Source organism: Pseudomonas syringae (assembly GCF_021605415.1).
Lineage (GTDB): Bacteria > Pseudomonadota > Gammaproteobacteria > Pseudomonadales > Pseudomonadaceae > Aquipseudomonas > Aquipseudomonas syringae_S.
The window spans coordinates 34,687-58,743 of the sequence record NZ_WKEQ01000028.1 but is presented as its reverse complement, the minus strand read 5'-3'; the positions used below and the strand labels follow the sequence as shown (position 1 = coordinate 58,743).

Here is a 24,057-nt window from a genome sequence, read left to right as displayed (position 1 = left end):
ATAAACTTTGTGTACGACTCGGACACTGTGGGAGCGGGCTTGCCCGCGATGCTTTTAGCTGTTTTTAAAGCACTGCAAATACTCGACATGTTCCCGATGCGCAACATCCTGCACCACCGGCCGCAATCGCACCTTCGTCCCCGGCAAACACTGCGCCAGCCTCGCCAATGCTAACGGCGTCAACGCGCCCAATCGCGGATACCCACCGATGGTCTGACGATCGTTGAGCAATACGATCGGCTGTCCATCCGGTGGCACCTGCACTGCGCCCAGCGGAATACCTTCGGAAATCATCGGCGGCCCTTGATAAAGCAGCGCCGTGCCAAGCAGACGAATGCCCATGCGGTCAGCACGACTGTCCAGTTCCCAGCCCCTGTTGAACACGTCAAACAGACTTTGCCCGCTGAACTGGCCGATCTGCGCGCCGAGTACCAGATCCAGTGACGTGTTCAGCCGCAGATCCGGCCGCTGCGCTACAGACAGTTCACGCACCGGCAGCGCTTCGCCGTGATAATTCAGCGTCGCACCTTTCGCCAGCGGCAACCCCGCCCCGTCGAGGCCGCCGAGTCCTTCGCGGACAACCGTGGCGCTGCTGCCCAGAACGTTCGGCGCGTCGAAACCTCCGGGCGCCGCCAGATACGCGCGGGCCCCGAGTAATGGCTGGGTGAACGTCAGCGTCTGGCCTTTATGCAGGGCGAAACTGCGCCACGGCGCCAGCGCGGCACCGTCGATGTGTGCCCCCAAATCGGCGCCGGCCAGCGCCAGCACGCAATCGTCTTGTGCGACAACGGCAAATCCGCCGAGAGTGATTTCGATCACCGGCACATCCAGCCTGTTATTCAGCAGCCAATTCGCCCAGGCCATCGAGCGCCAGTCCGCCGCACCGCCCTGGGTCACGCCCAAATGCCGCACACCGAACCGCCCGGCATCCTGCAACAGACACAGCGGCGTGCTCGCCTCAATCGTCAGCCGGCTCATGCCTGAGCCTCCAGTGGCGTGTCGTCGCCGCCGAGGTTGACGAATTCGGCGTGGCTGATTGCTTCAAAACGCACCGTGTCGCCGGGCTGCATCAGGCTGTAGCCATCGCGCTCACGGTCGAACAGTTTTGCCGGCGTGCGGCCGATCAGGTTCCAGCCGCCGGGAGAAACCACCGGATACGCAGCGGTCTGCCGTTCAGCGATACCGACGCTGCCGGCGGCGACTTTCTTGCGGGGCGTGCTCAGGCGCGGCGCGGCGAGCAGTTCTTCGACCAAACCCATGAAGGCGAAGCCTGGCGCAAAGCCCAGGGCAAACACCTGATATTCCCGGTCACTGTGGCACCGAATGACCTCCTCCACCGCCAACCCGCTGCGCTGCGCCAGCAGGTTCAACTCCGGCCCGACACTCAGGTCGTACCAGACCGGCAAGACGTGACAGCGGCCGACGCTTCGGGCATTCGGCGCCAGGTCGATCAGCGCTTGGGCGATCAATTCCCGCGCCTGTTTCGGGCTCAACGCCATCAAATCGTAATGCACCATCAGCGTTGTGTACGACGGCACCAGATCGATCAATTGCGCGCCGAACACGGCACGCAAGCGTTCGCTGGCCGCCAGCATCCACGGCATGTTGGCTTCGGCGATCTCGTCGAACAGGCGCAGCATCAGGCAATCCAGCGCCACCACTTCCACCCGTGGATTCATGAGGCGCCCTGCTCGCTCAATGCCTCACGAATGCGCTGCACGCCGGCCACCGAACTTTGGTTGTCACCGTGAACGCAAAGGGTGTTGGCATGCAGGCGCAAAGCGCTGCCATCGCTGGCTATGAGGTCGCCGCCACGGGCGATGGTCAAGGCCTGCTCGACAATGAGTTGCGGATCGTGATACACCGCGCCCGGCAACTGCCGCGACACCAGTTTCCCGGCGCTGTCATAGGCGCGGTCGGCGAAGGCTTCGAACCACAATGTCACGCCGTACTCATCGCCCAATTGTTGCGCTGGCGCATTGTCGCGAGTCGCCATCAGCATCAGCGGCAAGCGGCGATCGTAAGCGGCCACCGCCTCAATGACCGCACGAAGTTGCGCCGGGTTGGCCATCATGTCGTTGTACATCGCGCCGTGGGGTTTGACGTAACTCACCCGCCCGCCCTGGGCGCGGCAGATGCCGTCGAGGGCGCCGATCTGGTAATGCAGGATGTCTTGCAGTTCCCGGGCGGAATACGCCATGGAGCGTCGACCGAACCCGACCAGATCCTGATAGGCCGGATGTGCGCCGATCTGCACGCCGTGGTTGAGCGCCAGACTGACCGTCTTGCGCATGATCCCCGGATCGCCGGCGTGGAAGCCGCAAGCGATGTTGGCGCAATCGATGAAGGGCATGACCTCGGCGTCCAGACCCATGGTCCAACTGCCGAAGCTCTCGCCGATGTCACAGTTCAATAGCAGGCGGTTCACGGTGGACACTCCTGTAGGCATTTATCTTTTTAGCCGTCGGGCACTTGCCCCGCAGGTTATCAGTTACTGGGCGTCGAGTTGCTTGCCACGGGTTTCCGGCAGGCTCAATGCCGCGATGATCACGACGCCGTAGGACACCGCTGCGAACGCGCCGATGCCGACACTCAGCGGTACTTTCTGGCTGAGCAGGCCGATCAGCAGCGGGAACAGCGCCGCCAGCGCCCGGCCAATGTTGTAGCAAAAACCCTGGCCAGAGCCGCGAATCCGCGTTGGAAACAGCTCCGTCAGAAACGCACCCATGCCGCTAAAAATCCCCGAGGCGAAGAAGCCCAGCGGGAAGCCCAGCCAAAGCATCACGCCGTTACTGACCGGCAATTGGGTATAGAGCAGGACGATGGTGAACGAGCCGACCGCGAACAGAATGAAGTTCTTTTTGCGACCCAGCAGATCGGTCAGATAAGCGCTGATGACATAGCCGACATAGGAGCCGACGATCACCATTGCCAGATAGCCGCCGGTGCCGAGTACGCTCAAGCCGCGCTCGTTTTTCAGAAAGGTCGGCAGCCAGGAAGTGATCGCGTAATAACCGCCCAGCGCACCGGTGGTCAGCAGCGAAGCGCGGATCGTGGTGAACAGCATGCCGGGGGCGAAAATCTCGTAGAACCTCGCTGGATTTTCCGGACTTTGTTGCGCCTTGGCCTCGCGGTAGATTTCCGGATCCTTCACCAGACGGCGGACAAAAATCACGAAAATCGCCGGTACGATGCCGAGGATGAACAGCGCGCGCCACGCGTCTTCCGGCGGCAATACCGAGAACAGTAGCGCATAGAGAATCGCGGTCAGCCCCCAGCCCAGCGCCCAGCCGGATTGCACCATGCCCACGGCTTTGCCGCGATCCTTGGCGCGGATCACTTCACCGATCAGCACCGCGCCGGCCGTCCATTCGCCGCCAAAACCGAAACCCATCAAGGTGCGAGCGATCAACAGTTGCTCGTAGTTCTGGGCAAAGCCGCAGAGGAAAGTGAAGAACGCAAACCACAGCACCGTCAGTTGCAGCGTGCGCACGCGGCCGATGCGGTCAGACAAGATCCCCGCCACCCAACCGCCGATGGCCGAGGCGATCAACGTGCTGGTGTGAATCAAACCGGCCTGGCCGGTGGTGATACCCCACATGGCGATCAGCGTCGGCACGACAAAGCTGAGCATCTGGGTGTCCATGCCATCCAGACCGTAGCCGATCTTGCAACTCCAGAACGTGCGCCGCTCCTGTTGATTGATGTTGCGATACCAATCGAACGGGCCTGGACGGGCCGCATTTTTGGGGAGGTCGAGGGTGTCGGGCGCACTCATGGCAAATCTCCGCAGGCTTATTATTGGTCTTGTTCGTGGCCCCGACGACGCCTATCGTGGGAACCGGATGCGCCGATTTTTCATTCGCAAGCCCTGCGGCGTCCAACGAATAAAACCCCGTCTTAGGCATAAGATTTCTTTATCACCCGAACAAATTTGTCGAGCCGAGCCCATGAACCTGAAGTTTCTCGAGACCTTTGTCTGGGTCGCCCGCCTCAAGAGTTTTCGCCTGACCGCCGACAAGTTGTTCACCACGCAGGCGTCGATTTCCAGCCGCATCGCGGTGCTCGAAGGCGAGCTTGGGGTGAAGTTGTTCGTGCGCGATTCGCGAGGCGTCAGCCTGACTCCGGAAGGTTTGAAAGTGCTCGATTATGCCGAGCAGATGCTCGACACGATGCAGGCGCTGAAGCAGAGCATCGAAACGCCTTCAAGCAAGGTCGGCCGGGTGCGCATTGGCGTGATGGACACTGTTATCCATACCTGGCTCAGCCCGCTGGTTGCGCAGATGACCGATCTGTATCCACGGGTCGAAATCGAACTGGTAGCGGATACGTCGCTGAACCTTTGCGATCAGCTGCAAAAAGGCTTTCTTGACCTGATACTGCAAACCGATCTGGTACGCCAGGAAAGTGTGCGCAGTCTGGCGCTGGCCAGCCATCCCGTGGGCTGGATTGTCGCCAGTAATTCGATCTACAACCGTGACTATGCGGATCTCGCCGATCTGGCCCGTGAGCGCATCATCACTTACTCGAAAAACTCCCGGCCGCATCAGGACATCGTCGCGTTGATGCAGGCCAACGACGTGATCACGCCGCGTTTGAACTGCGTGAATTCGGTGTCGGCAATTACCCGATTATTACGCGACGGTTTTGGTATCGGTGCGTTGCCACCCGTTCTGGTGGCCGAGGAACTGGCGCGTGGCGAGCTGACGCTACTGGACATCGAACAGCGCCCGCCAGATCTGCAGGTGGTGGTGTCGTGGCGGGTCGGTGTGGAATGGGTCGAGGAAATGGTGACGTTGTGTCAGCAGGTGCTGGCGGGGTATGCACGCAAGGTGGGTGAGGACTACGTGATTCTCACCTCACCATGATCGTTCCCATGCTCCGCGTGGGAACGGCCAACAGATCACGATCTGTTGACCTTCCGCTCTTACAATCCGCGCACATCCCGGTCTTCGATCGGCCGACTCTGGCGCAGGCGCCTGCCGCCCAGCACCACCCAATCGATCAACCGGAACAGGCACTCAATGCCAAACGAGAGCAGTAACGCGCCACTCATGCCCCAGATCATCGCTTCCGGGGTCAGCAGAATCTGATAACTGTAACCGTTCCAGGTTTCCTGGCGGATATCCGGGTCGGCGGCCAGCGCCACTTGCAGGAAGCGGATATACCACGGGCCCTGCATGGCTTGAAATTGTTTATCCAGCGCCACCTGACGATTAAGCATCGTGTTCAGGCTGTCGGCATCGCTACGAAACACCGGATCGTCGCTGGCGCGGTAATGGGCGACCAATGCCTGCAAGTCACCCTTGAAGAACTGCTGGGCCGTGTTCTGGAAACCCTGCAATCCAGTCTGCGCTTCGATCAGGTGCGCCTCGACCCGCTTCGCATAATCGTTGATGAACCCCGGCACCTGGACACCGATCAACAGGCCCGCCGCAAACAACACCAGCCTTAGATAACTGAGCAACATTGGGGAATCCTTATTCGGTCTTGCCCTGGCTGACGCATTCGCCGCGTCGCCAGAGGCTCCATTGACCCGGTTCGTAGCGAGTCCAGGTTTCGTTTTCGGTCAGGGGTTCGGTGGCAATTACCGTGACTACGTCGTTGGGCGTGGTTTCGGCCTGAAAGTCGACGATCACATCGACGTCCTTCAATCTCGCGGGGCCGAACGGTGCGCGTCGGGTGATTTGTGCCAGTTTGGTCGAGCAATAGCAGAACAGCCAGTCGCCGTCGCTGAGCAGGCAATTGAAAACGCCTTTGCTGCGGTACTCGGCGCACGCGGCCACCAGATCCGGCAGCAGCGCTTCGATGTCCACCGGCTCAGGGAACGCTGCACGAACGCGGTTGAGCAAATCGCAGAATGCCGCTTCACTGTCGGTATCACCGACCGGGCGGTAGAAACTCTTGATCGGGGTGAAATCCGCCAACTGGCCGTTGTGCGCGAAGCACCAGTTGCGTCCCCACAGTTCACGGACGAACGGGTGAGTGTTGGACAGGCAGACCTTACCGACGTTGGCCTGGCGAATATGACCGATGACCACTTCGCTCTTGATCGGATAGCGCTGCACCAGATTGGCCACCTCCGACTCGCTGCTCGCCGCCGGATCCTGGAACAGCCGCAATCCGCGACCTTCATAGAACGCGATGCCCCAACCGTCGCGGTGCGGACCGGTGCGACCGCCGCGCTGCATCAGCCCGGTGAAGCTGAACACGATATCGGTCGGCACGTTGGCGCTCATGCCCAGTAATTCACACATGTGCGGATTCTCTACAGACGCGGCTCGACCCGCATGCGTTGCGGGTTGCTCGGCACCGGCGGGCGGCCGTAGCGGTCATCACCGGCGCCGCCGAACGGAACATCATCATCGCGCTCATCGGCCTTGGCAGCCGCGCGCGCGGCTTCGGCTTGTTCCTTGCGGGCGTTGGATGCACGTTCGATCGGGAAGCGGATCAACACGAAAATCAAGTAAACACCGAAGGCGATCATGGCGTACATGAGCAGGTCGGACACGGCACGCCAGGCGTTGTTGCCGACCTTGAAGGCCAGATCCAGCGCAGTGATGGCGATGGCCGGAGCAACCTTTTCCTTCACCGGATCGATGACCGTCGGGCTCAGCAGCAACACGGCCATCAGCAAACGCAGCGGCTCACGCAGCCAGCGAAACATCCAGCGGGTCATGCGCATCCATACCAACAGGCAGCCTAAAGCGGCGAAGGCGTAAAGGCCCCAGGCGATCAGATAGTCGTTCTCGGTCATGGTGTCCATGGCAAGGCAGGCAAATAGGCGCTTATAGTAACGACTTTTCGCCCGCCCGGCTTGTCCCAATGCCAGAGGGTCACGCTCCCACCGGGTCTGCAGCGCCATCAAGCCCTATTTCCGTTTACTGTCCGAGAGCCTTTCATGCCCGTATCCACCACCGTCATCACTGCCCCGGTTGCCCGCAAGGACGCCGGTGCCGACCCGTATGCCTGGCTTCAGGAGCGTGACACCGACGCGGTGCTCGATTACCTCAAGGCCGAAAATGCTTACCAAGAGGCGCTGACCGCCGATCAGGCTCAGCTGCGCGAAACGCTGTTCCAAGAGATCAAGGGCCGGATCCTCGAAACTGACCTGTCACTGCCGTCGCCGTGGGGCCCGTATCTCTATTACACCCGCACCACCGCTGGCGATGAATATGCCCGCCACTACCGCTGCCCGCGCCCGGCCGATGACAGCCTGACCCTTGATGAAAGCCGCGAACAATTGTTGCTCGACCCGAACGTGCTGGCCAACGGTGGCTTCTTTTCGATGGGGGCGTTCAGCATCAGCCCCGACCACCAGCGTCTGGCCTACAGCGTCGACGCCACGGGCGACGAGATTTACACGTTGTTCGTGAAGGAATTATCCAGCGACCGCGTCAGCGAACTGGAATTTCAGGACTGCGACGGCAGCATGACTTGGGCCAACGACAGCCTGACCCTGTTTTTCGGCGAACTGGACGACACCCATCGCCCCCACAAACTCTATCGCTACCGCCTCGATGGCACGGCGGCCGAAGAAGTGTTCCATGAGCCTGACGGGCGCTTTTTCCTGCATTGCTACCGTTCAAGTTCCGAACAGCAATTGCTGCTCTCACTGGGCAGCAAAACCACCAGTGAAGTCTGGGCACTCGACGCGTCTCTGCCGCACTTGCCGTTCACCTGTCTGGCGCCACGGGTCGAGGATCACGAGTACGACGTCGATCACGGCAAGCTCGACGGCGAATGGACGTGGTTCATCCGAACCAACCGCGATGGCATCAACTTCGCGCTGTATCAGGCGCCGGATACCGGTGTGGTGCCAAGCGAAACCGACTGGCAGAACCTGATCCCGCACAGCGACACGGTGATGATCGACGGCCTGAGCCTCAATACCGACGCCATGACGTTGAGTCTGCGTGAAGGCGGCTTGCCGATCATTGAAGTTCGCCCACAGGGTTTGGCGCCTTATCGCGTGCAATTGCCGGACGCGGCCTACAGCCTGTATGTGCAAAACAGCCTTGAATTCAACAGCGACCGCATCCGCCTGCGGTATGAAGCGTTGAATCGTCCGGCTCAGATACGCCAATTAATATTGGCCGACGGCAAGCAAACCGTTTTGAAAGAAACCCCGGTGCTCGGCCCGTTCGACGCCGACGCCTATGTCAGCCAGCGCCTGTGGGCCACGGCGCCGGACGGCACTCAAGTGCCGATCAGCCTGGTGGTCAAACGCGAAATGCTCGGCAAACCGGTGCCGCTCTATCTTTATGGCTACGGCGCTTACGGTGAAAGTCTCGATCCGTGGTTTTCCCACGCACGCCTGAGCCTGCTGGATCGCGGCATGGCGTTCGCCATCGCTCATGTGCGAGGCGGCGGCGAATTGGGCGAAGCCTGGTATCGCGCCGGCAAGCAAGAACACAAACACAACACCTTCAGCGACTTCATCGCGTGCGCCGAGCACTTGATCGCCAACGGCTACACCACCGCGCCGCAACTCGCGATCAGCGGCGGCAGTGCCGGTGGTTTGCTGATCGGCGCGGTGCTTAACCAGCGCCCGGAGCTGTTCGGCGTGGCGATTGCCGAAGTGCCGTTCGTCGATGTCCTCAACACGATGCTCGATCCGGATCTGCCGCTGACCGTCACCGAGTACGACGAATGGGGCAACCCTGAAGAGCCAGACGTTTACGAGCGAATCAAGGCCTACGCGCCGTACGAAAACGTCACCGCGCAGACTTATCCTGCGACCCTGGTGATCGCTGGCTACAACGACAGCCGCGTGCAGTATTGGGAAGCGGCCAAGTGGGTGGCGAAATTGCGCGCAACCAAAACTGACGACAATCCCCTGCTGCTCAAGACTGAATTGGGCGCCGGACACGGCGGCATGAGCGGTCGCTATCAGGGAATCCGTGACGTAGCCCTCGAATACGCATTTGTTTTTAAGGTTTTGGGGATTGACTGAGGAACTCCGTCGGTCGACCGGGTCTTAATTCCAGACCCATAAGGCCGATACCCCACAGATCCTCTGTAGGAGCGAGCCTGCTCGCGATAGCCCTCTGTCATTCACATCAACGATGACTGACACACCGCTTTCGCGAGCAGGCTCGCTCCTACAAGGTTATTCGCTGACTTCGAGCCTGCATCCCAGACAAAAAAAGACCGCGACGACATGTCAGAACCGACCTTATTGAACAATGAAATCCGCGACTGGCTGATGGACTGCGGCCTGTTCGATCAACTGCTGCCGGTGGATTTTGCCGCCGCGTCTGGCTATTTCAGCATCAGCACGGTGCCGCAGGGCGAGGCGATTTTCCGCGAGGGTGATGCCGGCAGCTTCATGTGCATCATCCACACCGGCCAAGTGGCCGTGCAGAAAACCGGCACCGACGGCCAAGTGGTGACCATGGCCACCTTGCGTAGCGGCCGGGCGTTTGGCGAGATGGCCGTGCTGGATGGCGAACGCCGCTCGGCCACTTGTATCGCGGCGAGCAATTGCCAGTTGCTGAACCTTGGCAAGGACTCGCTGGAGAAGATGCTCAACGACGCACCGAAAATCGCCGCGAAAATCATTCGCGCCCTTGCCGTCTCCCTCTCCAAACGCCTGCGCATGGCCGACGGCCAATTGGCCGCTCAACAGTTTTAACCGCCGGGCGGCTTGCCCGATGACGTTGCCGGATCAAGCCCCGGCAACGGCTGATCCTTGGTCGGCGGGCTGGGCATCTCAATCGGCACCAAGGGTGGACCGCCACTGCCGGGGCCGCTCTTGGGAATCGGTGACGGGGTGATCTGCGGGTACGGCGTCGGCGTCGCGGTGCCCGGCGAGCCCGGTTGCAGCGTCGGACTGACGGGAAGCGTCTGTTGCGCTTGCACCGCAGTTATCGTGAGCGCGGCCATGGCAATGGCCGTTAGAATGGTGCGCTTCATTCAGGGCTCCGTTGGCCTCTTGTCTGCCCTCAGGCTACTCCCAACCCGGGCGGCTTGCCTTCCCTTCTTTTATCGAGATTTTCATGAAACGTTTTGTTCTGCTCGACACCACCCCGATCCCTGATAACGGCGGCGCCCTGTGCCTGTTCGAATATGGCGAGGATTTCGTCATCAAGATCCAGGGTGGCGACGGCGGGCAACTGATGAACACGCGCATGCACGGCTCCGAAGATGCGCTGGCCGAGATTCCCTGCCGCAAGGTCGCCGGACGTGCAGATTCTCGGGTGCTGATCGGCGGCCTGGGCATGGGTTTCACCCTCGCCTCGGCGCTCAAGCACCTGGGTAAGACCGCCGAAGTGGTGGTCGCTGAACTGGTGCCTGGCGTGGTCGAGTGGAATCGCGGCCCCCTCGGTGAAAAGTCCGGCCGACCGTTGCTCGATCCGCGCACGGTGATTCGCATGGAAGACGTCGCCAAGGTGCTGCAAAGCGAGCCGAACGGTTTCGACGCGATCATGCTCGACGTCGACAACGGCCCTGAAGGCCTGACCCAGAAGGCCAACAGTTGGCTGTATTCGGCCGGTGGCCTCAGCGCCTGCGCCAAAGCCCTGCGCCCTAAAGGTGTGTTGGCCGTCTGGTCGGCCAGCGCCGACCGGCAGTTTTCCGATAAATTGAAGAAAGCCGGCTTCAAGGCCGAGGAAGTTCAGGTCTTCGCCCACGGCAACAAGGGCACCCGCCACACGATCTGGATTGCCGAGAAGCTCAAGGGCTGAGCTAAACTGGCGTCATAACCGTCATTAGTCTTTCGATAAAGGTGAACCCATGAGTTCGTCCACTCCAACCAACACGTCGAAGCTGGATCGTATCCTCGCCGACAACCAGCGCGACAAGGAAATGGGCTACCGCGACAAAGCCCTGAAAATGTACCCGCACGTCTGCGGCCGTTGCACCCGCGAGTTTTCCGGCAAACGCCTGAGCGAGCTGACCGTGCACCACCGCGACCACAACCACGACAACAACCCGCAGGACGGCTCGAACTGGGAGTTGTTGTGCTTGTATTGCCACGACAACGAACACTCGCGCTACACCGATCAGCAGTATTTCAGCGAAGGCTCGCTGAGCACCCCGAAAATTGCCAAGGCCACGCATAACCCGTTTGCGGCGCTGGCCGGGCTGATGAAAAAAGACGACTGAAGATGTGCATCGCCTGAGCTGGCCCTTTCGCTGGCAAGCCAGCTCCCACAGTGATTTCGGTCGTACGCAAAAATTGTGTATTCCAAGGACTCTGTGGGAACTGGCAGGCTTGCTCCCACAATGATTTCGGTCGCGCACAAATTTTGTGTAGTTCAGAGAACCTGTGGGAGCTGGCTTGCCAGCGATGGGGCCGGATCAATCGCCACACCTCTTGAATCTGACCACCCTCCCCCAATCCCCGTATAATCGCCCTCTTTTTTTCCCGAAGGCACCTCGCTCGTGGCAGACAAACGGTACAGCTGCATTGGTTTGTATAACCCCAAATCACCGGAAAACGTCGGCTCGGTCATGCGCGCCGCCGGCTGCTACGGCGTGGCGTCCGTGTTCTACACCGGCAAGCGCTACGAGCGCGCCGCCGATTTCGTCACCGACACCAAGCGAGTGCATTACGACATTCCGCTGATCGGCATCGACGATCTGAAGAAAATCCTCCCGCTGAACTGCGTACCTGTCGCTGTGGAATTGGTCGAGGGCGCCCGCCCGCTGCCGGAATACACCCATCCGGATCGCGCCCTGTACATCTTTGGCCCGGAAGACGGCTCGCTGGATAAAGAAATCCGCGACTGGTGCGAAGACGTCGTCTACATACCGACCACCGGCTGCATGAACCTCGCCGCCACGGTCAACGTCGTGCTTTACGACCGCATGGCCAAGGGCTTGAACACCCGCTCCGGGCCGAAATTCCGCTGAACCGCAACATATCCGATGGAACGAGCTGACCGCCATTGCAGTCAGCTTATCTATCAATCACACGTTGCCTGGAGACAGATCATGAGCGAACTCAAACGCGTCGAACGTATCGATTCCACCCCGTTCCAGAGCCCGTCGAACCAGAATGTTCATGGCTGGGAACGCATCGGCTCGCTGACGGGCGGTGTGGTCATGATGGGTAAAGGGCTGCGCCGAGGTGGCATTTTCGGCCTGATCCAAGTGGCGATCGGCGGCATGGCGCTGGCGCGTGGCATCACCGGCCATTGCTCGGCGAAGAGCCTGCTGGAGAAAGGTCGTCAGGACATGAACAACGTGCGGGCCAAGATCGAGCGTGCCGGTGACGAACTGAGCAAATTGAAGGCCAACGCCGAAGCGGCGACCAGCACCGCCACGGTGACCGGCAATGATTCGGTGAAATCGCCGAAGGCCGGGGTTTGAGTTTTTAGAACAAGATCACAAGGTCGCAGCCTTCGGCAGCTCCAACCTAAAGGCGTTGTAAACCCTGCAGGAGCTGCCGAAGGCTGCGATCTTTTGATCTTCATCCTCAGCACAACCCCAGGATAATCACCCCGCCCGAAAAATCAGATGATCTTCCCAATCATCTTCCGCCACGCTGCCTTCCGCCAACATGCGCCCCGACTGTGAAATCCGTTCGTGGTGCACCGCATCGCGGTCGCCGCACACCAAGTGATGCCACAGCGGCAGATCCTTGCCTTCACTGACTAGCCGATAACCGCAGGTCGGCGGCAGCCATTTGAACTCGTCAGCCTTGCCCGGGGTGAGCTGGATGCAGTCCGGGACAAACTTGATGCGATTCGGATAATCGCTGCACTGACAGGTCTTCAGATCCAGCAGTTTGCAGGCGATGCGCGTGTAATAAACGCTGTTGTCCTCTTCGTCTTCGAGCTTTTGCAGGCAGCACAGGCCACAACCGTCGCACAGCGATTCCCATTCCTCAGGGTCAAGCTGCTCAAGGGTTTTGCGTATCCAGAAGGGTTCGACTTTGGCGGCCATGGCTCAAGCATCTGCATCAGGTGGTGAAAAGGCCGCCAGTCTAGTGCCCCGGGGGCCGTGGGCCAAGCGCTGACGACTGACGGTTACAGGGCACTTGTCAGTTTTTACGACGGCGCGTAGTTTTGCCTGTCCCAAGCGATCCCGGTTTCTTACCTAAACGTAGCAAGGAAATTCCAGATGAGTGCCAACCCTCGCGTTGCCGAATATGCCATTCACCCGCAGTTCACCGATCGCTGGTCGCCCCGCGCGTTTACCGGCGAAGCAATCCCGCTGGACACCCTGCTGAGTTTTTTTGAAGCCGCGCGCTGGGCGCCGTCGGCCTACAACTCGCAGCCATGGCGTTTTCTCTATGCGCGCCGTGACACGCCAAACTGGGAACGCTATCTGGGCCTGCTGAACGAATTCAATCGCAGCTGGGCGCAACATGCCTCGGCACTGGTGATCGTGATCTCGAAAACCACCTTCACCGCGCCCGGCGCCACTGAAGAAACCCCGGCGCTGTGGCACACCTTCGACACGGGTTCGGCGTGGGGCCATCTGGCGTTGCAAGCCAGCCTGAGCGGCTGGCACACCCACGGCATGGCCGGTTTCGATCAGGAACTGACTCGCAAGGAGCTGAACATTCCTGAAGGTTATGCGCTGCATGCCGCCGTGGCGGTGGGCAAGCTGGGCGACAAGGCCTCGCTGGCCGAGTACCTGCAGGCGCGCGAAGTGCCGAGCCCGCGTCGTCCGCTGGCAGAAATAGCTGCTGAGGGCGATTTCACCCTTTAAGCCACAGCAAAAACCAATGTGGGAGCGAGCAGGCTCGCTCCCACATTTTTATTGCGGTTAATCAGTAACCGCGCGTGAAATCCACTTCCCCGCGCAACGGTTCTCCCGTCTGATACGCCCGCAGGTTCTCGACGAACAGATCGACCATCATCGGTGGCGAGGTCGGCGCCGAGCTGTGCCCGGTCAACAACAAACCCCACGCTGTCCAGAACGGATGCCGTTGCGGCAGCGGCTCCTGGCGGCAGACGTCGATAACGGCGCCAGCCAGATGCCCTTCTTTCAACGCTTGCACCAGATCCGCATCGACCACAGCGACCCCGCGCCCGGCATTGATGAACAACCCGGTCGGCTTGAATTGCTTAAACAGCGCCGCGTCGTAGATATCGTGGGTGTGATCAGTGTTGGGCAACAGGTTGACCACGTAATCGACCTCACCGACCAGACGCGGCAAGTCCGCCATCGAACCGACTTCGACAAACGGCGCCAGTTCACGGGCGCTGCTGGCGATACCGTACAGCTCGACACCGAACGGCTTGAGGAAACGCGCCACGCTCTGGCCGATGTCGCCGGTGCCGACAATCAACACCTTGCGCCCTGACAGACTCTGGCCTGTGCGGTTGTCCCATTTGCGCTCGACCTGGCTGACCAGTCGCGCCAGCACTTCGCGCTCGTGACCGAGCATGTAAGTCAATACGTATTCGGCCATGACCTGGCCAAAAATTCCTACCGCCCGGGTCAGGCGATAATCCCGCCGCAGGCCGTCGGCCAACAGCGGCGTGATACCCGCCCAGGTCGACTGCATCCATTGTGGCTGATGGCCTTGGCGCAGCAGAGTCGCCAGCAGATCCGGCTGGCCCAGCCACACCGGGCAATCGGCCGCCTGACGGGCCAGTTCGGCGGAGTCGTCGCTGGTCAGCACTTCAAGCTCCGGGGCCGCTTGCCGCAGGAGGCCTTCGTAAATCGCGTGGTCGTGTTCGGCAATCAGAACGCGCATGTTCAAACCTTTCGCAAACCGTGCAGAGGACTGCCCTTTAAAGGACAGTCATCGCCATAAAATCATTCAGGGTATCGAGAGGCCCAAGGACAGGGCCTCGTAGATCAGACCGGGTCGTTGCGTCGCAGCAACTCTTCAGGCAAGTGCTCGATGTACTCGTCCTCGGCGGGCGGCATCTGCAGGTGGTAGCCCTGCTTTTCGAGATTTTCCAGCACCACCGCGATGTCTTCGCGGGCCAATTTACGCTCGGGTGTCAGCACCAGGTCGAAGGCATGCTTGGCTTTGCCAAAAGCGGCCATGAGGGCTTCCGGCACGCGTTCGAGCGCATCGGCCTTCAGCACGTAAAGGTACATGCCGGTTCTTTTTGAGCTGTGATAAATGGAGCAAATACGTTTCAAGGCTGTTCTCCGGCAGTGGCCAAGCTGTCAAGCAGCGCCTGGCCCATCAATTCGCGGCGCCAGCCACGCAGCGAATCAGGCAATTGGTAAGGCCCATCGGGGTAGCCAGTCTTGACCAGCGCTTCGAGGGTTTTCTTGCGCAGCATCAGTTCCGGCGCAATGTTCAGGCGCTCGGCTTCGGCCTGTCCCAGGGCGCGCAGTTGCTTGATCAGCGCAGCGGCGTCCACCGGCAGCGGTTCGGGCACCGCCGGCGGCCATTGATCTGGCCCCACACTGCCAGAGCGCTTGATCAGATCAAGCAGAAACTCGCCGTCCTGACGCACGGTACGCGGGTGCATGTCTTCGATCTTCGCCAGCGCGCCGAGGTTGTCCGGCTGCGTGCGGGCCAGCGGCCACAGCGAGTGCTCACGCACAATACGGTTGCGCGGCAGATCGCGGGCACGGGCCTCGCGTTCACGCCAGGCGCAGAGTTCGCGCAGCACGGCCAGTTGCGCCCGCGAGAGTTTCCACGCCAGTTTGGCGTCGCGGTAAACCTCGTAGGGATCTGTTTCGCGGCGCAGGTTGGCGACCAGCTCGGCGCCATCCTCCAGCACCCAGGCGAATTTATCGTCAGACAGCTTCGGCCGCAGCTGTACGAAAACTTCCGCCAGGTGCAGCGCATCTTCGGCGGCATAACTGATTTGCGTCTCCGACAATGGGCGCTGCAACCAGTCGGAACGGGTTTCGCCCTTGGGCAGTTCGATGCCGAGCACTTCGTGCACCAGACGCGAATAGCCCATGGAGAAACCGAGGTTCAGGTAAGCAGCGGCCAGCTGCGTATCGAACAGTGGCGCCGGCAGACTGCCGGTCAGGCGCAGCAGGACTTCGAGATCCTCGCTGCAAGCATGCAGGACTTTGAGCACCGCCGGATTTTCCAGCAACTCGGCCAGCGGTTGCCAGGCGTTGATGGTCAGCGGATCGATCAGGTAAGCGCGTTTGCCGTCACCAACCTGCAACAGACCGGCAATCGGGTAGAAGGTGTCGACCCGCATGAATTCGGTGTCGAGGGCCACGAAAGGCAGCTGCTGCCACTCGGCGCAAAACTGCGCGAGGCTTTCGTTGTCGCGAATCCAGTGAATATCGATGGCCACACGGCTCTCCCTTGAAGAATGGCGCGCAGTATATATCGCCGTCGGCGATTTCCGCGCCTCCACTGGACAAGAGCTTTGATGAAATATCCCGCCCAAGGGCAAGAATAGTCTGACGGAGGGATGAACGGGCCCGTTGCGTCAGGTCAACAGGCCGCTTCGATCATTGCTTGGCGAGCACGCCGTCGATCACCGCGCCACGGCAGCCGGCGAACATGTCCAGATCGGGTTGATAGACCTTGCTCTGCACTTCCAGCAGGCCAAGCATCGAATGGAACAGGTTGTCCTGACTCAACGGCTTGTCGCGGCTCATTTGCAGGCAGTGGGTGTCGACGGAAAACGACTTCTGATAGCTGTCGGAAAACCATGCCAGCATTGCCACGTGCTTTTGTTGATCCGGCGCCAACATGTACGGCGTGCCATGCAGGAACAGGTTGTATTCGCCCAGCGACTCGCCGTGATCGGACAGGTAGAGCATGGCGGTGTCGACCTTGTCCTGATTGGTGCGCAGTACATCGATCAGGCTTGAGAGAACGTGGTCGGTGTACACCAGTGTGTTGTCGTAACCGTTGACGATACTTTCGCGGCTGCAATTGTTCAGTGCGTTGCTCTCACACACTGGGGTGAAGTGTTCGTATTCTTTCGGATAACGCTTGAAGTACTCCGGCCCATGACTGCCCATCTGGTGCAGTACCAGCACGGTGTCTTTATCCAGGTTATCAATGAAGCTCTGCAGGCCTTGCAGCAGAATCTCGTCGCGGCATTCGCTGTTGGCACACAACACCGGATCCTTGAGGTTGCTGACGTCCTGCAGTGTGACGCGGTCGCAGGTGCCTTTGCAGCCGGACTGGTTGTCGCGCCAGATCACGTCAATACCCGCACGCTTGAGCACGTCCAGCAGCCCTTCTTCGTTTTTTGCCTTGCTCGCGTCGTAATTTTTCCGCCCCATGTTGGAGAACATGCACGGCACGGACACGGCGGTTTCCGTGCCGCAGGAATGCACATCGGTAAAGGCGATCAGACCGGTTTCTTTATCGAGCCGCGGCGTCGTGTCCCGGTCATATCCCAGAATGCCGAAGTTCTCGGCCCGGGCACTTTCCCCGACGACAAGCACGGTCAGGGATTTGCGCGGATGGTGTTGCCATTGCGGATCGCGCCGCGCATCTTCACCCAGTTTGATGAACGGCTGCTGCGCCGAAGCGACCTGCTCACGTAAATAACCCGCCGATGCACCGATGTAATTACTCGGCACCAGCATCAGGCGCAATTCATGGTGATTGCGAAACAGCGACGACAACCCTTGGTAATTGGCCAATGCCACGCCGCCGATGACGGCTACAGAGGCGACACTTACGATAACTTTGCTCAACAGTTCTTTATGCCAGCGACGATAATCAACCGGCACTTTCCATAACAACCAGGAAGGCAAGACACCAAGCAAAAATATATAAGCCAGCAACTTCAAAGAGAGCAGATCACGAATTTCCGTGGCATTGGTTTCGGCAAAGTTACGAAACATGCCTGCATCAATCATGACGCCATACTGGCTCATGAAATATGCAACGCCGGCACTGACCATAAACAACAAGGTCAACACCGGTTTAAATACCGGTCGAAACGCCAACAACGTCAGCACAATGTTATAGGCTGCGAAAATCATCAGCCCGAAAGCCACGCGCATGGCAATGCCTTTGCCGTCCGGGGCGGTGATCTCGAACAAATGCTGCCAGAGCATAAAATTGAATCCGGCCAAAAGAAAGGCACTGGCAAACAACGTCACCCATTCCGGGCGTACGGCTTTTGACTTGAACATAAGAAGTGGCTATTCCTGGAAAGAAGCACCGCCGTCAATTGTGAAAAATTCATTGACTCAGACAACACAAACTTTAAGCAGGCAACCATCAATTTTTTGTGAAAAAGAAGCCAACGATTAGTTGGCTAATGGCAAAGAGCTAAAACTTATGAAGTGTTTGAGAATGGTTCAGGTTTTGTTCAGAAAAAGAGCAAGTTTTCACTTGTAGGAGTGAGCCTGCTCGCGAAGGCGTCGCGCCAGCCAGCATCGATGCTCAATGAGCCAACGCGTTCGCGAACAGGCTCGCTCCTACAGATTCCTCTGTCGGGTCAAGCCCCGGGCTGGAGGCCTCTGGCCATCTTTTTGCCGATTTTTTGCAAGCGTCGTGTTGCTTAAAGTTTCTGTCCCACCAACGACAGGGAAACGGCCTACAGGTGATTCTCCTGGCACCATCGTTCCGCTAGGATCGTACGCACACGTTTGCGCACCTCTGGCGCAAGGAGCACAGCGAGAGGCAATGGATGCTGAACAGTAACTTGCTTAGAAAGCTCGACATGCAGGATCTGATGGTGTTTGTCGCTGTTTACGAGCAAAACAGCGTCACTGGAGTATCGGAAACGTTGTTCGTTAGCCAGTCCACCGTCAGTTACTGTCTGAAAAAGCTGCGCACCAGTTTTGAAGATGAATTGTTCATCAATACCCGCACAGGCATGCGCCCCACCTACAAGGCCAGCACCATGTATGGCCATGTGCTGAAGATCCTCGAAAACATCAACCTGTGCCACGCCGGTGCGACGGCATTCGATCCTGCCTCCCGCCCGATGACGTTCAACATCTGCGCCCCGGAATACTTTGAGCAATTGATACTGCCGCGCCTGTTAAAACGCTTCGATTTCGCCGATCTACCGGTGATGGTCAACGTGCACACCTTTGAAACCGACGTCCCCGCCGAGGCGTTACGCGACGCCAGCCTGGATCTGGTGATCTGTTTCGGACCAAACTTTCATCGTCACTACACCGATCTCAAATCAAGGATGCTGCTGGAGGACGATCTGGTCTGCGTGTTCGACAAGCGCGCCACGCCATTGGAGCCGCGCCTGAGCCTGCAAGCGTTCACTGAGCGTCGGCACGTTTTTCCCACACCGTGGATGTCCAGCACCAACATGGTCGATGGCTGGCTGGCGCGGCAGGCGCAAAAGCGCCAGATCGTTGCGCGCTCCAACAGTTACGGCGCGGCCCTGAAGACAATTACTGGCACCGACTTCATCCTCACCCTGCCCCGGCGTATTCAGCAGCAGCTGACCAATGAAGCCGTGTTTAACCACTGTGAAGCGCCGGACGGCTTGCCGGGTTTCACACTCGACATGCTCTGGAGCGGGCACGCCGATCAGGACAGCGCGAACGTCTGGCTGCGAGAGCAAGTGATTCACGCCTGCAGCGAACTGCAAGCGGCGTGAGACTTACACGCCGATGGCGGTTTTGCTGTAGGACTCGCGATCAATGTCGAGCAACTCGACACACAGCTGCACTTCCACATCCGCCGGCCATTCACAGAGTTCCTGCAACACGGCCAGCAGGCTTTCCGAGAGCTGCTTCTTAATCTGCGGCGAACGCCCGCTGAGCAGCGCCAGCTTCACATGGACAAAACCGCGCTCGGCCATCGCGGTGCCCACCTTGAACGTCTCGACCTTCACCGCCCGGCCCTTGATGTCGGATTCAGCACCAAACTGGCCTGATCCCACCAGCGTGTTATTGAGACGGATCAACGCCACGTCGGCATTCAGTTGCGGCAGGTTGGCGGTGTATTCCATGTGCAGGTGTGGCATGAGACGGCTCCTGTAGGTCGGCGGAAAGTTCGTACGTATAGCACAGCAAAACGCTGCTTACTCGAGTGACGGTAGCAGCGGCCGCTCACTCATGAATGCCTCCAGGCGAGAACGCAACCAGCGCTCCGCCGGATCGGTGTCAACGTGACTGAGCCAGACCATCGACAAGTCCAGGGTCGGCGTCTTGAACGGGAATGGCTCCTTGAACAGAGTGCCCGACAGCGCCATCGCTTCGGCCGTGTAGTCCGGCAGGCTGGCGATCAGGTCGGTGCCGGCCAGCAGTGCCGGCAATGAACTGTATTGCGGCACCGACAAGACCACCCGCCGCGTGCGGCCGATTTCCGCTAGCCATTCATCGGCGTAACCACTGATGTTGGCCGTATGGGAAACCAGTACGTGGGGACGTGCGCAATATTCATCGAGGGTCAGCGGCGCGTCGGACGCATCGGCGCGCAGGACGCTCGGCTGAATATGCCGCAGCAGTTTGCGCTTGGCGTTCGCCGGCAGGCCTCGGGTCTGGCTGATGCCAACGGTGATGTCGCCAGCGGCCAGCAAATCGGGAATGCGCCAGTAATCGACATGCTGCACGACGAACACCACTTTCGGCGCCTCTTGGCGCAAGGCCCGCAACAAGGGAGGCAACAGGCCGAACTCGACGTCATCGGAAAGGCCGATGCGAAACGTCATGTTACTCACGGCCGGGTCGAAATCGTGGGTCAGGCTCAACGCCACGGACAGCGAATCCAGCGCTGGCGACAGATGCCGAAACAACTCTTCGGCCCGCGCTGTCGGCTCCATCCGATGGCCGACGCGGATAAACAGCGGATCGTTGAACATCACACGCAGACGGTTGAGCGCCGAGCTGATGGTCGGCTGGCCGAGAAACAGTTTCTCCGCCGCCCGGGTCACGTTGCGCTCCAGCATCAAGGTCTCGAACACCACCATCAGGTTGATGTCGGCCTTGCGTAGTTCATTGCGATTCATCCCTTACCCCGCGATCCCCAGACTGCGGGCAGTTTAGAAAGCACGGAGGGTTGCGTCTACGGGCGATGCTGTCAGTTGACGCTCATCGACTTCAATCCCAAGGCAAGCTTTCGTGCATCGTCACCTATGCCTAACTGCTGAGGACTGACTGCATCGGCAAATTGCAGTTGCAGGCGTAGCAACCCCTGAGCCTTTATTCGCTGGCGCATCGCAGGCGTCAGATTGAACTCGATAACGTTGCCGTCTGGCTTGTCCAACATGGTCGACATTGCCTCGATGTCATTGAGTTTAATCACCACGCTTTGCCGCTCGTGATCAGGCGCCACGAATGCCATGGTTTCGAGACGCAAGGTTCGAGCAGAGTCCGGCACCCGCAACACGATTTCGGCTTCAGTTCCATTGGACCAGACACCCCACGCCTCAGCATCCGACCATCCGCGCGACAGAAACGCCTTACCGGTTCCGCCGTAACCGAACCGGGCAGCTTGACCGGATCCAAATTCCGGAACCAATTGCTGAGGCACCTGTACAGCGTATTGCTGCACGCATTCGGCACACTGTTTCCAACCCGGAGCCAGTACGGTAAAGCCATCGATGACGGCGAACAGATCCGTTTTGGAATTGACGGTTGGAACGGCCTGCAACAAGGCCCGATCACTCAGCAGATACAGCGAGTCAGCGTCATAACGACCCGAGGCCAACATTTGCGCCGTGCGCCGATCGGCTTGAATCCATTGGTCTTTGCCCATGCGTCCCAGGTACACCGCATCGGTCTGCAACCCGTGGCTTGCGGCGAAGGCTGCGACATTGAGCCAATGCGCCGACAAGTTTTGCGGCAGGATCCAGCGAATCTTTCCATAGTGCGCGGCAGCGCTTTGCCAGAACGGGTCGACAAACGGTGATGACCATTGAGTGGTCGGTTCGACCATCAACTGTTTGCGCACCACTGACCAGCCGCTGCGCGTATCCGCCACTTGAACCACCAGCGCCAACGCCATCAGGTACATGGCCGTGCGCGGCTTGTTCGCACGAATCACCAGGAAGATGACCAGCAGAATGACGGCATAATAAACGGGCCAGAACATACGGCCCGACGCCCGGAAAATATTGGCGATCTCGATGATTTTTGCCGGCAGTGGATAACTAAAATCCGCGCCGCCCACCGCCACGTGATTGGACAGCGCAAAAACTGCCAGTCCCGCCAGAGCGGCGAGTAAAAAAGGGTAGCGGCGCAACGACTGAATCAGTCCGGTATGCCCTTGCAATGCGCCGACCAGACCGCACACCGCCAGCAACAAAATACCTAAACCCAAAAAGCTGAAGCCTTCCGAATCTCCCACTCCGTTTGGCAAATCCTTGAGCACATAAGACCAGGTGTTGGGATTCAACAACGTAAACACATTGGCGCGGTACAAACCGAAACCTTCGGAAACCGCATCACTGCCGTTCACGCTGAAATAACCCGCCTGCCAGCAGCAGACACTGACCAGCGAAAACAGCAAAACCAGTTCGACGGCCACATGACGCAACGTCAGCTGCTTTTTGAAATAACGACCACCAAGATCAGCCAGCCAGACAAGCGCGACCATCGCCAGAAAGTACGCGTGAATCAGCGCAGTACAACCCAGCAACACGGCCCAAGCCAAACGGCGGCGCTCCTGCGATGGACGCAACGCCAGGTACAACGCCGCGAGAATCACGAAATGCCCGGCCAATGACAGATGCACCGGCATCCGAATGATCATCGGCGGCGCGAACAGAAACAACGCTGTGCCCAAGGTTTTCAAACCAACATGTGACGTCATCAACCCGATCAGTTTCCACGCGAACCAGGCCTGCAACACAAAACAGGCCAGAAACCACATTCCGAAATACTGAAAAGTTTCGGGCAGCAGCGCAGAAAAAGGTTTGAACAAGAACGCCAGAAGCGGATTCGAGTCCGAGAAAATCAGTCCATTGCTCAGTTCCAAGCCATAGCCGGGGTTCAGGCCCAGAGGAAATGACCAGGGCGATTGGCGGAAAAAGACCCATCCCAGGTAATGAGTGGCAGGATCGCCCTGCCCCAGCCAGGCAATGTTTTGCGGATTGAGCGCGCGCGGGCCAACCACAATCAGAAAGGCCAATACCCCGAGAACTAACGGCAAAAACGTGATCGCCAGGCGTTTCGCAGAATCCTTCATCGATACGTCCAAAAGTTATGCAACACAAAGGTGAACGCCGGGATCGTCAATGCCACCGCACCAATGCCCAGCAAGTAATGCAATCCGGCCATCTGTGCGGCCCAGGCCACACACATTGCCAACAGAAAGCCCGCCGCCGACACCATCATGAAGCGCAGCAGCGTGCGGCCATGCAATCGGGCGGAAAAACTCCAGGTGGTATTGATCAGGTATGACACGACAGTGGCGATCGCAAATGCCACGCCATTGGCCAGCGGCGGCAACGGCGCGACATGCTGGATGAACAACACCGCCACCAGCCCATGCAACGCGGTGACGAACAGACCGGTGATGGCGAAACGCAAGCCGCGCTGCACCAAGGCTGTTTTTTCGGCTGCCGTCACGGTTTCTGCGCCAGCACGAAAACGCTCAAACCGGCTAACCGGTTGAGGCCCATCAACGGCAATTCGAGCCGGCACATTGTCTTGAGCAGCGAGTTAACCAGCGGATGATGGCGCTTGAGTTGCGAATGGGGTTGTCTCGTCTGCGTACCTTGAGGCAACAAGCGCAGGACTGCCGCAATTGGAAACACCGCACCGAAGTAATAGGTACCCTTGCTCACCGTCAAACCGGCATCTCGCGCCAGGGTTTCAAACTGCGCCAGGGTGTAGCGACGCTTGTGCTCAAGGAAATCATCGTGACCGCTCCACATGAACTGAAACGCCGGCACTGTCATCAGAAAACGACTGCCGCAAGGGACTTTGTCGACGTAGGTTTTGAGCAGGCCCAGATCATCGTCGACATGCTCCAGCACATCCATCAACAACACCAGATCGGCGTCGACCGCATCAATGTCGCGACGATAGTGCACCGGTTTGCCAGCGGTGGTCGCGGAAGAATCGGCGGGGTAGCTGATGTCGACGCACCAGGCCTCTTGAGCGGCCGTGCGGTTCAGCAAATGATGTGAAAAGAATCCCGAGCCGGCGCCGATATCGAGAATCCGCTTGATTGGCGCCTCACCCAACAAACGCGTGGTCGCTGCCGCTTTCGAGCAGTAATACCAGTGCTCGCCAATGTTGTCGCCGAGGATGTCGGTTTCCTTGAGATCCATG

At 59.2% G+C, this 24,057-nt stretch carries 27 protein-coding genes; 9 read left to right on the top strand and 18 right to left on the bottom strand.

The features are described 5' to 3' along the window. Nucleotides 1-54: 54 nt before the first annotated feature. The 4 genes from GIW69_RS19065 to GIW69_RS19050 form a co-directional block, all read right to left on the bottom strand. The gene (locus GIW69_RS19065; protein ID WP_236484333.1) at nt 55-978 is read right to left on the bottom strand and encodes a 5-oxoprolinase subunit C family protein; all 924 of its coding nucleotides are present in this window, start codon (nt 976-978) and stop codon (nt 55-57) included. Then, nucleotides 975-1,679, bottom strand: a complete 705-nt coding sequence (gene pxpB / locus GIW69_RS19060; protein WP_236484332.1) for a 5-oxoprolinase subunit PxpB — start codon at nt 1,677-1,679, stop codon at nt 975-977. The genes GIW69_RS19065 and pxpB overlap by 4 nt, the downstream gene beginning before the upstream one ends. Next, entirely contained in the window at nt 1,676-2,428 is a 753-nt protein-coding gene (locus GIW69_RS19055) for a 5-oxoprolinase subunit PxpA (protein WP_236484331.1), read from the bottom strand. The genes pxpB and GIW69_RS19055 overlap by 4 nt, the downstream gene beginning before the upstream one ends. A 63-nt stretch (nt 2,429-2,491) precedes the next feature. Beyond that, nucleotides 2,492-3,778: an MFS transporter gene (locus tag GIW69_RS19050; protein ID WP_236484330.1), complete on the bottom strand. Its 1,287-nt coding sequence runs from the start codon at nt 3,776-3,778 to the stop codon at nt 2,492-2,494. Nucleotides 3,779-3,950: 172 nt separating this feature from the next. On the opposite strand from GIW69_RS19050, the gene GIW69_RS19045 reads away from it, so the two are divergent. After that, nucleotides 3,951-4,868 (top strand): LysR family transcriptional regulator, encoded by a 918-nt coding sequence (locus GIW69_RS19045; RefSeq protein ID WP_236484329.1) that lies wholly within the window; start codon nt 3,951-3,953, stop codon nt 4,866-4,868. A 59-nt stretch (nt 4,869-4,927) separates the two neighbouring features. Here the strand turns inward: GIW69_RS19045 and GIW69_RS19040 are convergent, their stop codons facing one another. The 3 genes from GIW69_RS19040 to GIW69_RS19030 are packed head-to-tail and all read right to left on the bottom strand — an operon-like array spanning nt 4,928 to nt 6,766. Next, a complete protein-coding gene (locus GIW69_RS19040; RefSeq protein WP_236484328.1) occupies nt 4,928-5,470 on the bottom strand; it encodes a DUF2937 family protein in 543 nt (180 codons plus the stop codon). Nucleotides 5,471-5,480: 10 nt separating this feature from the next. Then, on the bottom strand, nt 5,481-6,257 hold the full coding sequence (locus GIW69_RS19035; protein ID WP_186634495.1) for a class II glutamine amidotransferase: 777 nt from the start codon (nt 6,255-6,257) through the stop codon (nt 5,481-5,483). A gap of 11 nt (nt 6,258-6,268) precedes the next feature. Next, the gene (locus tag GIW69_RS19030; protein WP_236484346.1) at nt 6,269-6,766 is read right to left on the bottom strand and encodes an MFS transporter; all 498 of its coding nucleotides are present in this window, start codon (nt 6,764-6,766) and stop codon (nt 6,269-6,271) included. A 135-nt stretch (nt 6,767-6,901) separates the two neighbouring features. Here GIW69_RS19030 and GIW69_RS19025 point away from each other — a divergent pair, with 135 nt between their 5' ends. Both GIW69_RS19025 and GIW69_RS19020 read left to right on the top strand, forming a co-directional pair. Next, a complete protein-coding gene (locus GIW69_RS19025; protein ID WP_236484327.1) occupies nt 6,902-8,956 on the top strand; it encodes a S9 family peptidase in 2,055 nt (684 codons plus the stop codon). Between the two features lie 207 nt (nt 8,957-9,163). Beyond that, nucleotides 9,164-9,637, top strand: coding sequence for a cyclic nucleotide-binding domain-containing protein (locus GIW69_RS19020; protein WP_236484326.1), 474 nt, complete (start codon nt 9,164-9,166; stop codon nt 9,635-9,637). Here the strand turns inward: GIW69_RS19020 and GIW69_RS19015 are convergent. Next, complete coding sequence (locus GIW69_RS19015; RefSeq protein ID WP_236484325.1) at nt 9,634-9,918, bottom strand: hypothetical protein; 285 nt, start codon at nt 9,916-9,918, stop codon at nt 9,634-9,636. The genes GIW69_RS19020 and GIW69_RS19015 overlap by 4 nt on opposite strands. An 83-nt stretch (nt 9,919-10,001) precedes the next feature. On the opposite strand from GIW69_RS19015, the gene GIW69_RS19010 reads away from it, so the two are divergent. The 4 genes from GIW69_RS19010 (at nt 10,002) to GIW69_RS18995 (ending at nt 12,318) form a co-directional block, all read left to right on the top strand. Further along, the gene (locus tag GIW69_RS19010) at nt 10,002-10,688 is read left to right on the top strand and encodes a spermine/spermidine synthase domain-containing protein (RefSeq protein ID WP_236484324.1); all 687 of its coding nucleotides are present in this window, start codon (nt 10,002-10,004) and stop codon (nt 10,686-10,688) included. A gap of 49 nt (nt 10,689-10,737) precedes the next feature. Further along, complete coding sequence (locus GIW69_RS19005; protein ID WP_095171662.1) at nt 10,738-11,109, top strand: YajD family HNH nuclease; 372 nt, start codon at nt 10,738-10,740, stop codon at nt 11,107-11,109. 279 nt (nt 11,110-11,388) lie between these two features. Beyond that, nucleotides 11,389-11,859 (top strand): RNA methyltransferase, encoded by a 471-nt coding sequence (locus GIW69_RS19000; RefSeq protein ID WP_007911337.1) that lies wholly within the window; start codon nt 11,389-11,391, stop codon nt 11,857-11,859. Nucleotides 11,860-11,940: 81 nt separating this feature from the next. Next, nucleotides 11,941-12,318, top strand: coding sequence for a YgaP family membrane protein (locus tag GIW69_RS18995; protein WP_236484323.1), 378 nt, complete (start codon nt 11,941-11,943; stop codon nt 12,316-12,318). Between the two features lie 126 nt (nt 12,319-12,444). Here the strand turns inward: GIW69_RS18995 and GIW69_RS18990 are convergent, their stop codons facing one another. Beyond that, the gene (locus tag GIW69_RS18990) at nt 12,445-12,894 is read right to left on the bottom strand and encodes a YcgN family cysteine cluster protein (RefSeq protein ID WP_236484322.1); all 450 of its coding nucleotides are present in this window, start codon (nt 12,892-12,894) and stop codon (nt 12,445-12,447) included. A 177-nt stretch (nt 12,895-13,071) separates the two neighbouring features. On the opposite strand from GIW69_RS18990, the gene GIW69_RS18985 reads away from it, so the two are divergent. After that, the gene (locus tag GIW69_RS18985) at nt 13,072-13,665 is read left to right on the top strand and encodes a nitroreductase family protein (RefSeq protein WP_236484321.1); all 594 of its coding nucleotides are present in this window, start codon (nt 13,072-13,074) and stop codon (nt 13,663-13,665) included. 61 nt (nt 13,666-13,726) lie between these two features. Here the strand turns inward: GIW69_RS18985 and GIW69_RS18980 are convergent, their stop codons facing one another. From GIW69_RS18980 to GIW69_RS18965, 4 genes are all read right to left on the bottom strand, one after another. Beyond that, complete coding sequence (locus GIW69_RS18980; protein ID WP_236484320.1) at nt 13,727-14,659, bottom strand: D-2-hydroxyacid dehydrogenase; 933 nt, start codon at nt 14,657-14,659, stop codon at nt 13,727-13,729. A gap of 104 nt (nt 14,660-14,763) precedes the next feature. Continuing rightward, a complete protein-coding gene (locus GIW69_RS18975) occupies nt 14,764-15,057 on the bottom strand; it encodes a YcgL domain-containing protein (RefSeq protein ID WP_236484319.1) in 294 nt (97 codons plus the stop codon). Next, nucleotides 15,054-16,187 carry a ribonuclease D gene (gene rnd, locus GIW69_RS18970; protein WP_236484318.1) on the bottom strand — a complete coding sequence of 378 codons (1,134 nt, stop codon included), beginning with the start codon at nt 16,185-16,187 and terminating at the stop codon, nt 15,054-15,056. The genes GIW69_RS18975 and rnd overlap by 4 nt, the downstream gene beginning before the upstream one ends. Nucleotides 16,188-16,347: 160 nt before the next feature. After that, nucleotides 16,348-17,997: a phosphoethanolamine--lipid A transferase gene (locus tag GIW69_RS18965; protein ID WP_236484317.1), complete on the bottom strand. Its 1,650-nt coding sequence runs from the start codon at nt 17,995-17,997 to the stop codon at nt 16,348-16,350. 500 nt (nt 17,998-18,497) lie between these two features. On the opposite strand from GIW69_RS18965, the gene GIW69_RS18960 reads away from it, so the two are divergent. Continuing rightward, nucleotides 18,498-19,433, top strand: a complete 936-nt coding sequence (locus GIW69_RS18960; protein WP_236484316.1) for a LysR family transcriptional regulator — start codon at nt 18,498-18,500, stop codon at nt 19,431-19,433. A gap of 3 nt (nt 19,434-19,436) precedes the next feature. Here GIW69_RS18960 and GIW69_RS18955 read toward each other — a convergent pair whose 3' ends face one another. The 5 genes from GIW69_RS18955 to GIW69_RS18935 all read right to left on the bottom strand — a co-directional run bounded on the left by GIW69_RS18955 (nt 19,437) and on the right by GIW69_RS18935 (nt 24,056). Next, nucleotides 19,437-19,802: a 5-carboxymethyl-2-hydroxymuconate Delta-isomerase gene (locus GIW69_RS18955; protein ID WP_236484315.1), complete on the bottom strand. Its 366-nt coding sequence runs from the start codon at nt 19,800-19,802 to the stop codon at nt 19,437-19,439. Between the two features lie 57 nt (nt 19,803-19,859). Then, entirely contained in the window at nt 19,860-20,786 is a 927-nt protein-coding gene (locus GIW69_RS18950; RefSeq protein WP_236484314.1) for a LysR substrate-binding domain-containing protein, read from the bottom strand. 71 nt (nt 20,787-20,857) lie between these two features. Beyond that, nucleotides 20,858-22,966, bottom strand: a complete 2,109-nt coding sequence (locus GIW69_RS18945) for a DUF6311 domain-containing protein (RefSeq protein ID WP_236484313.1) — start codon at nt 22,964-22,966, stop codon at nt 20,858-20,860. Beyond that, the gene (locus GIW69_RS18940; RefSeq protein WP_236484312.1) at nt 22,963-23,349 is read right to left on the bottom strand and encodes a GtrA family protein; all 387 of its coding nucleotides are present in this window, start codon (nt 23,347-23,349) and stop codon (nt 22,963-22,965) included. The genes GIW69_RS18945 and GIW69_RS18940 overlap by 4 nt, the downstream gene beginning before the upstream one ends. Then, entirely contained in the window at nt 23,346-24,056 is a 711-nt protein-coding gene (locus GIW69_RS18935) for a methyltransferase domain-containing protein (RefSeq protein ID WP_236484311.1), read from the bottom strand. The genes GIW69_RS18940 and GIW69_RS18935 overlap by 4 nt, the downstream gene beginning before the upstream one ends. Between the last annotated feature and the right edge of the window lies 1 nt (nt 24,057).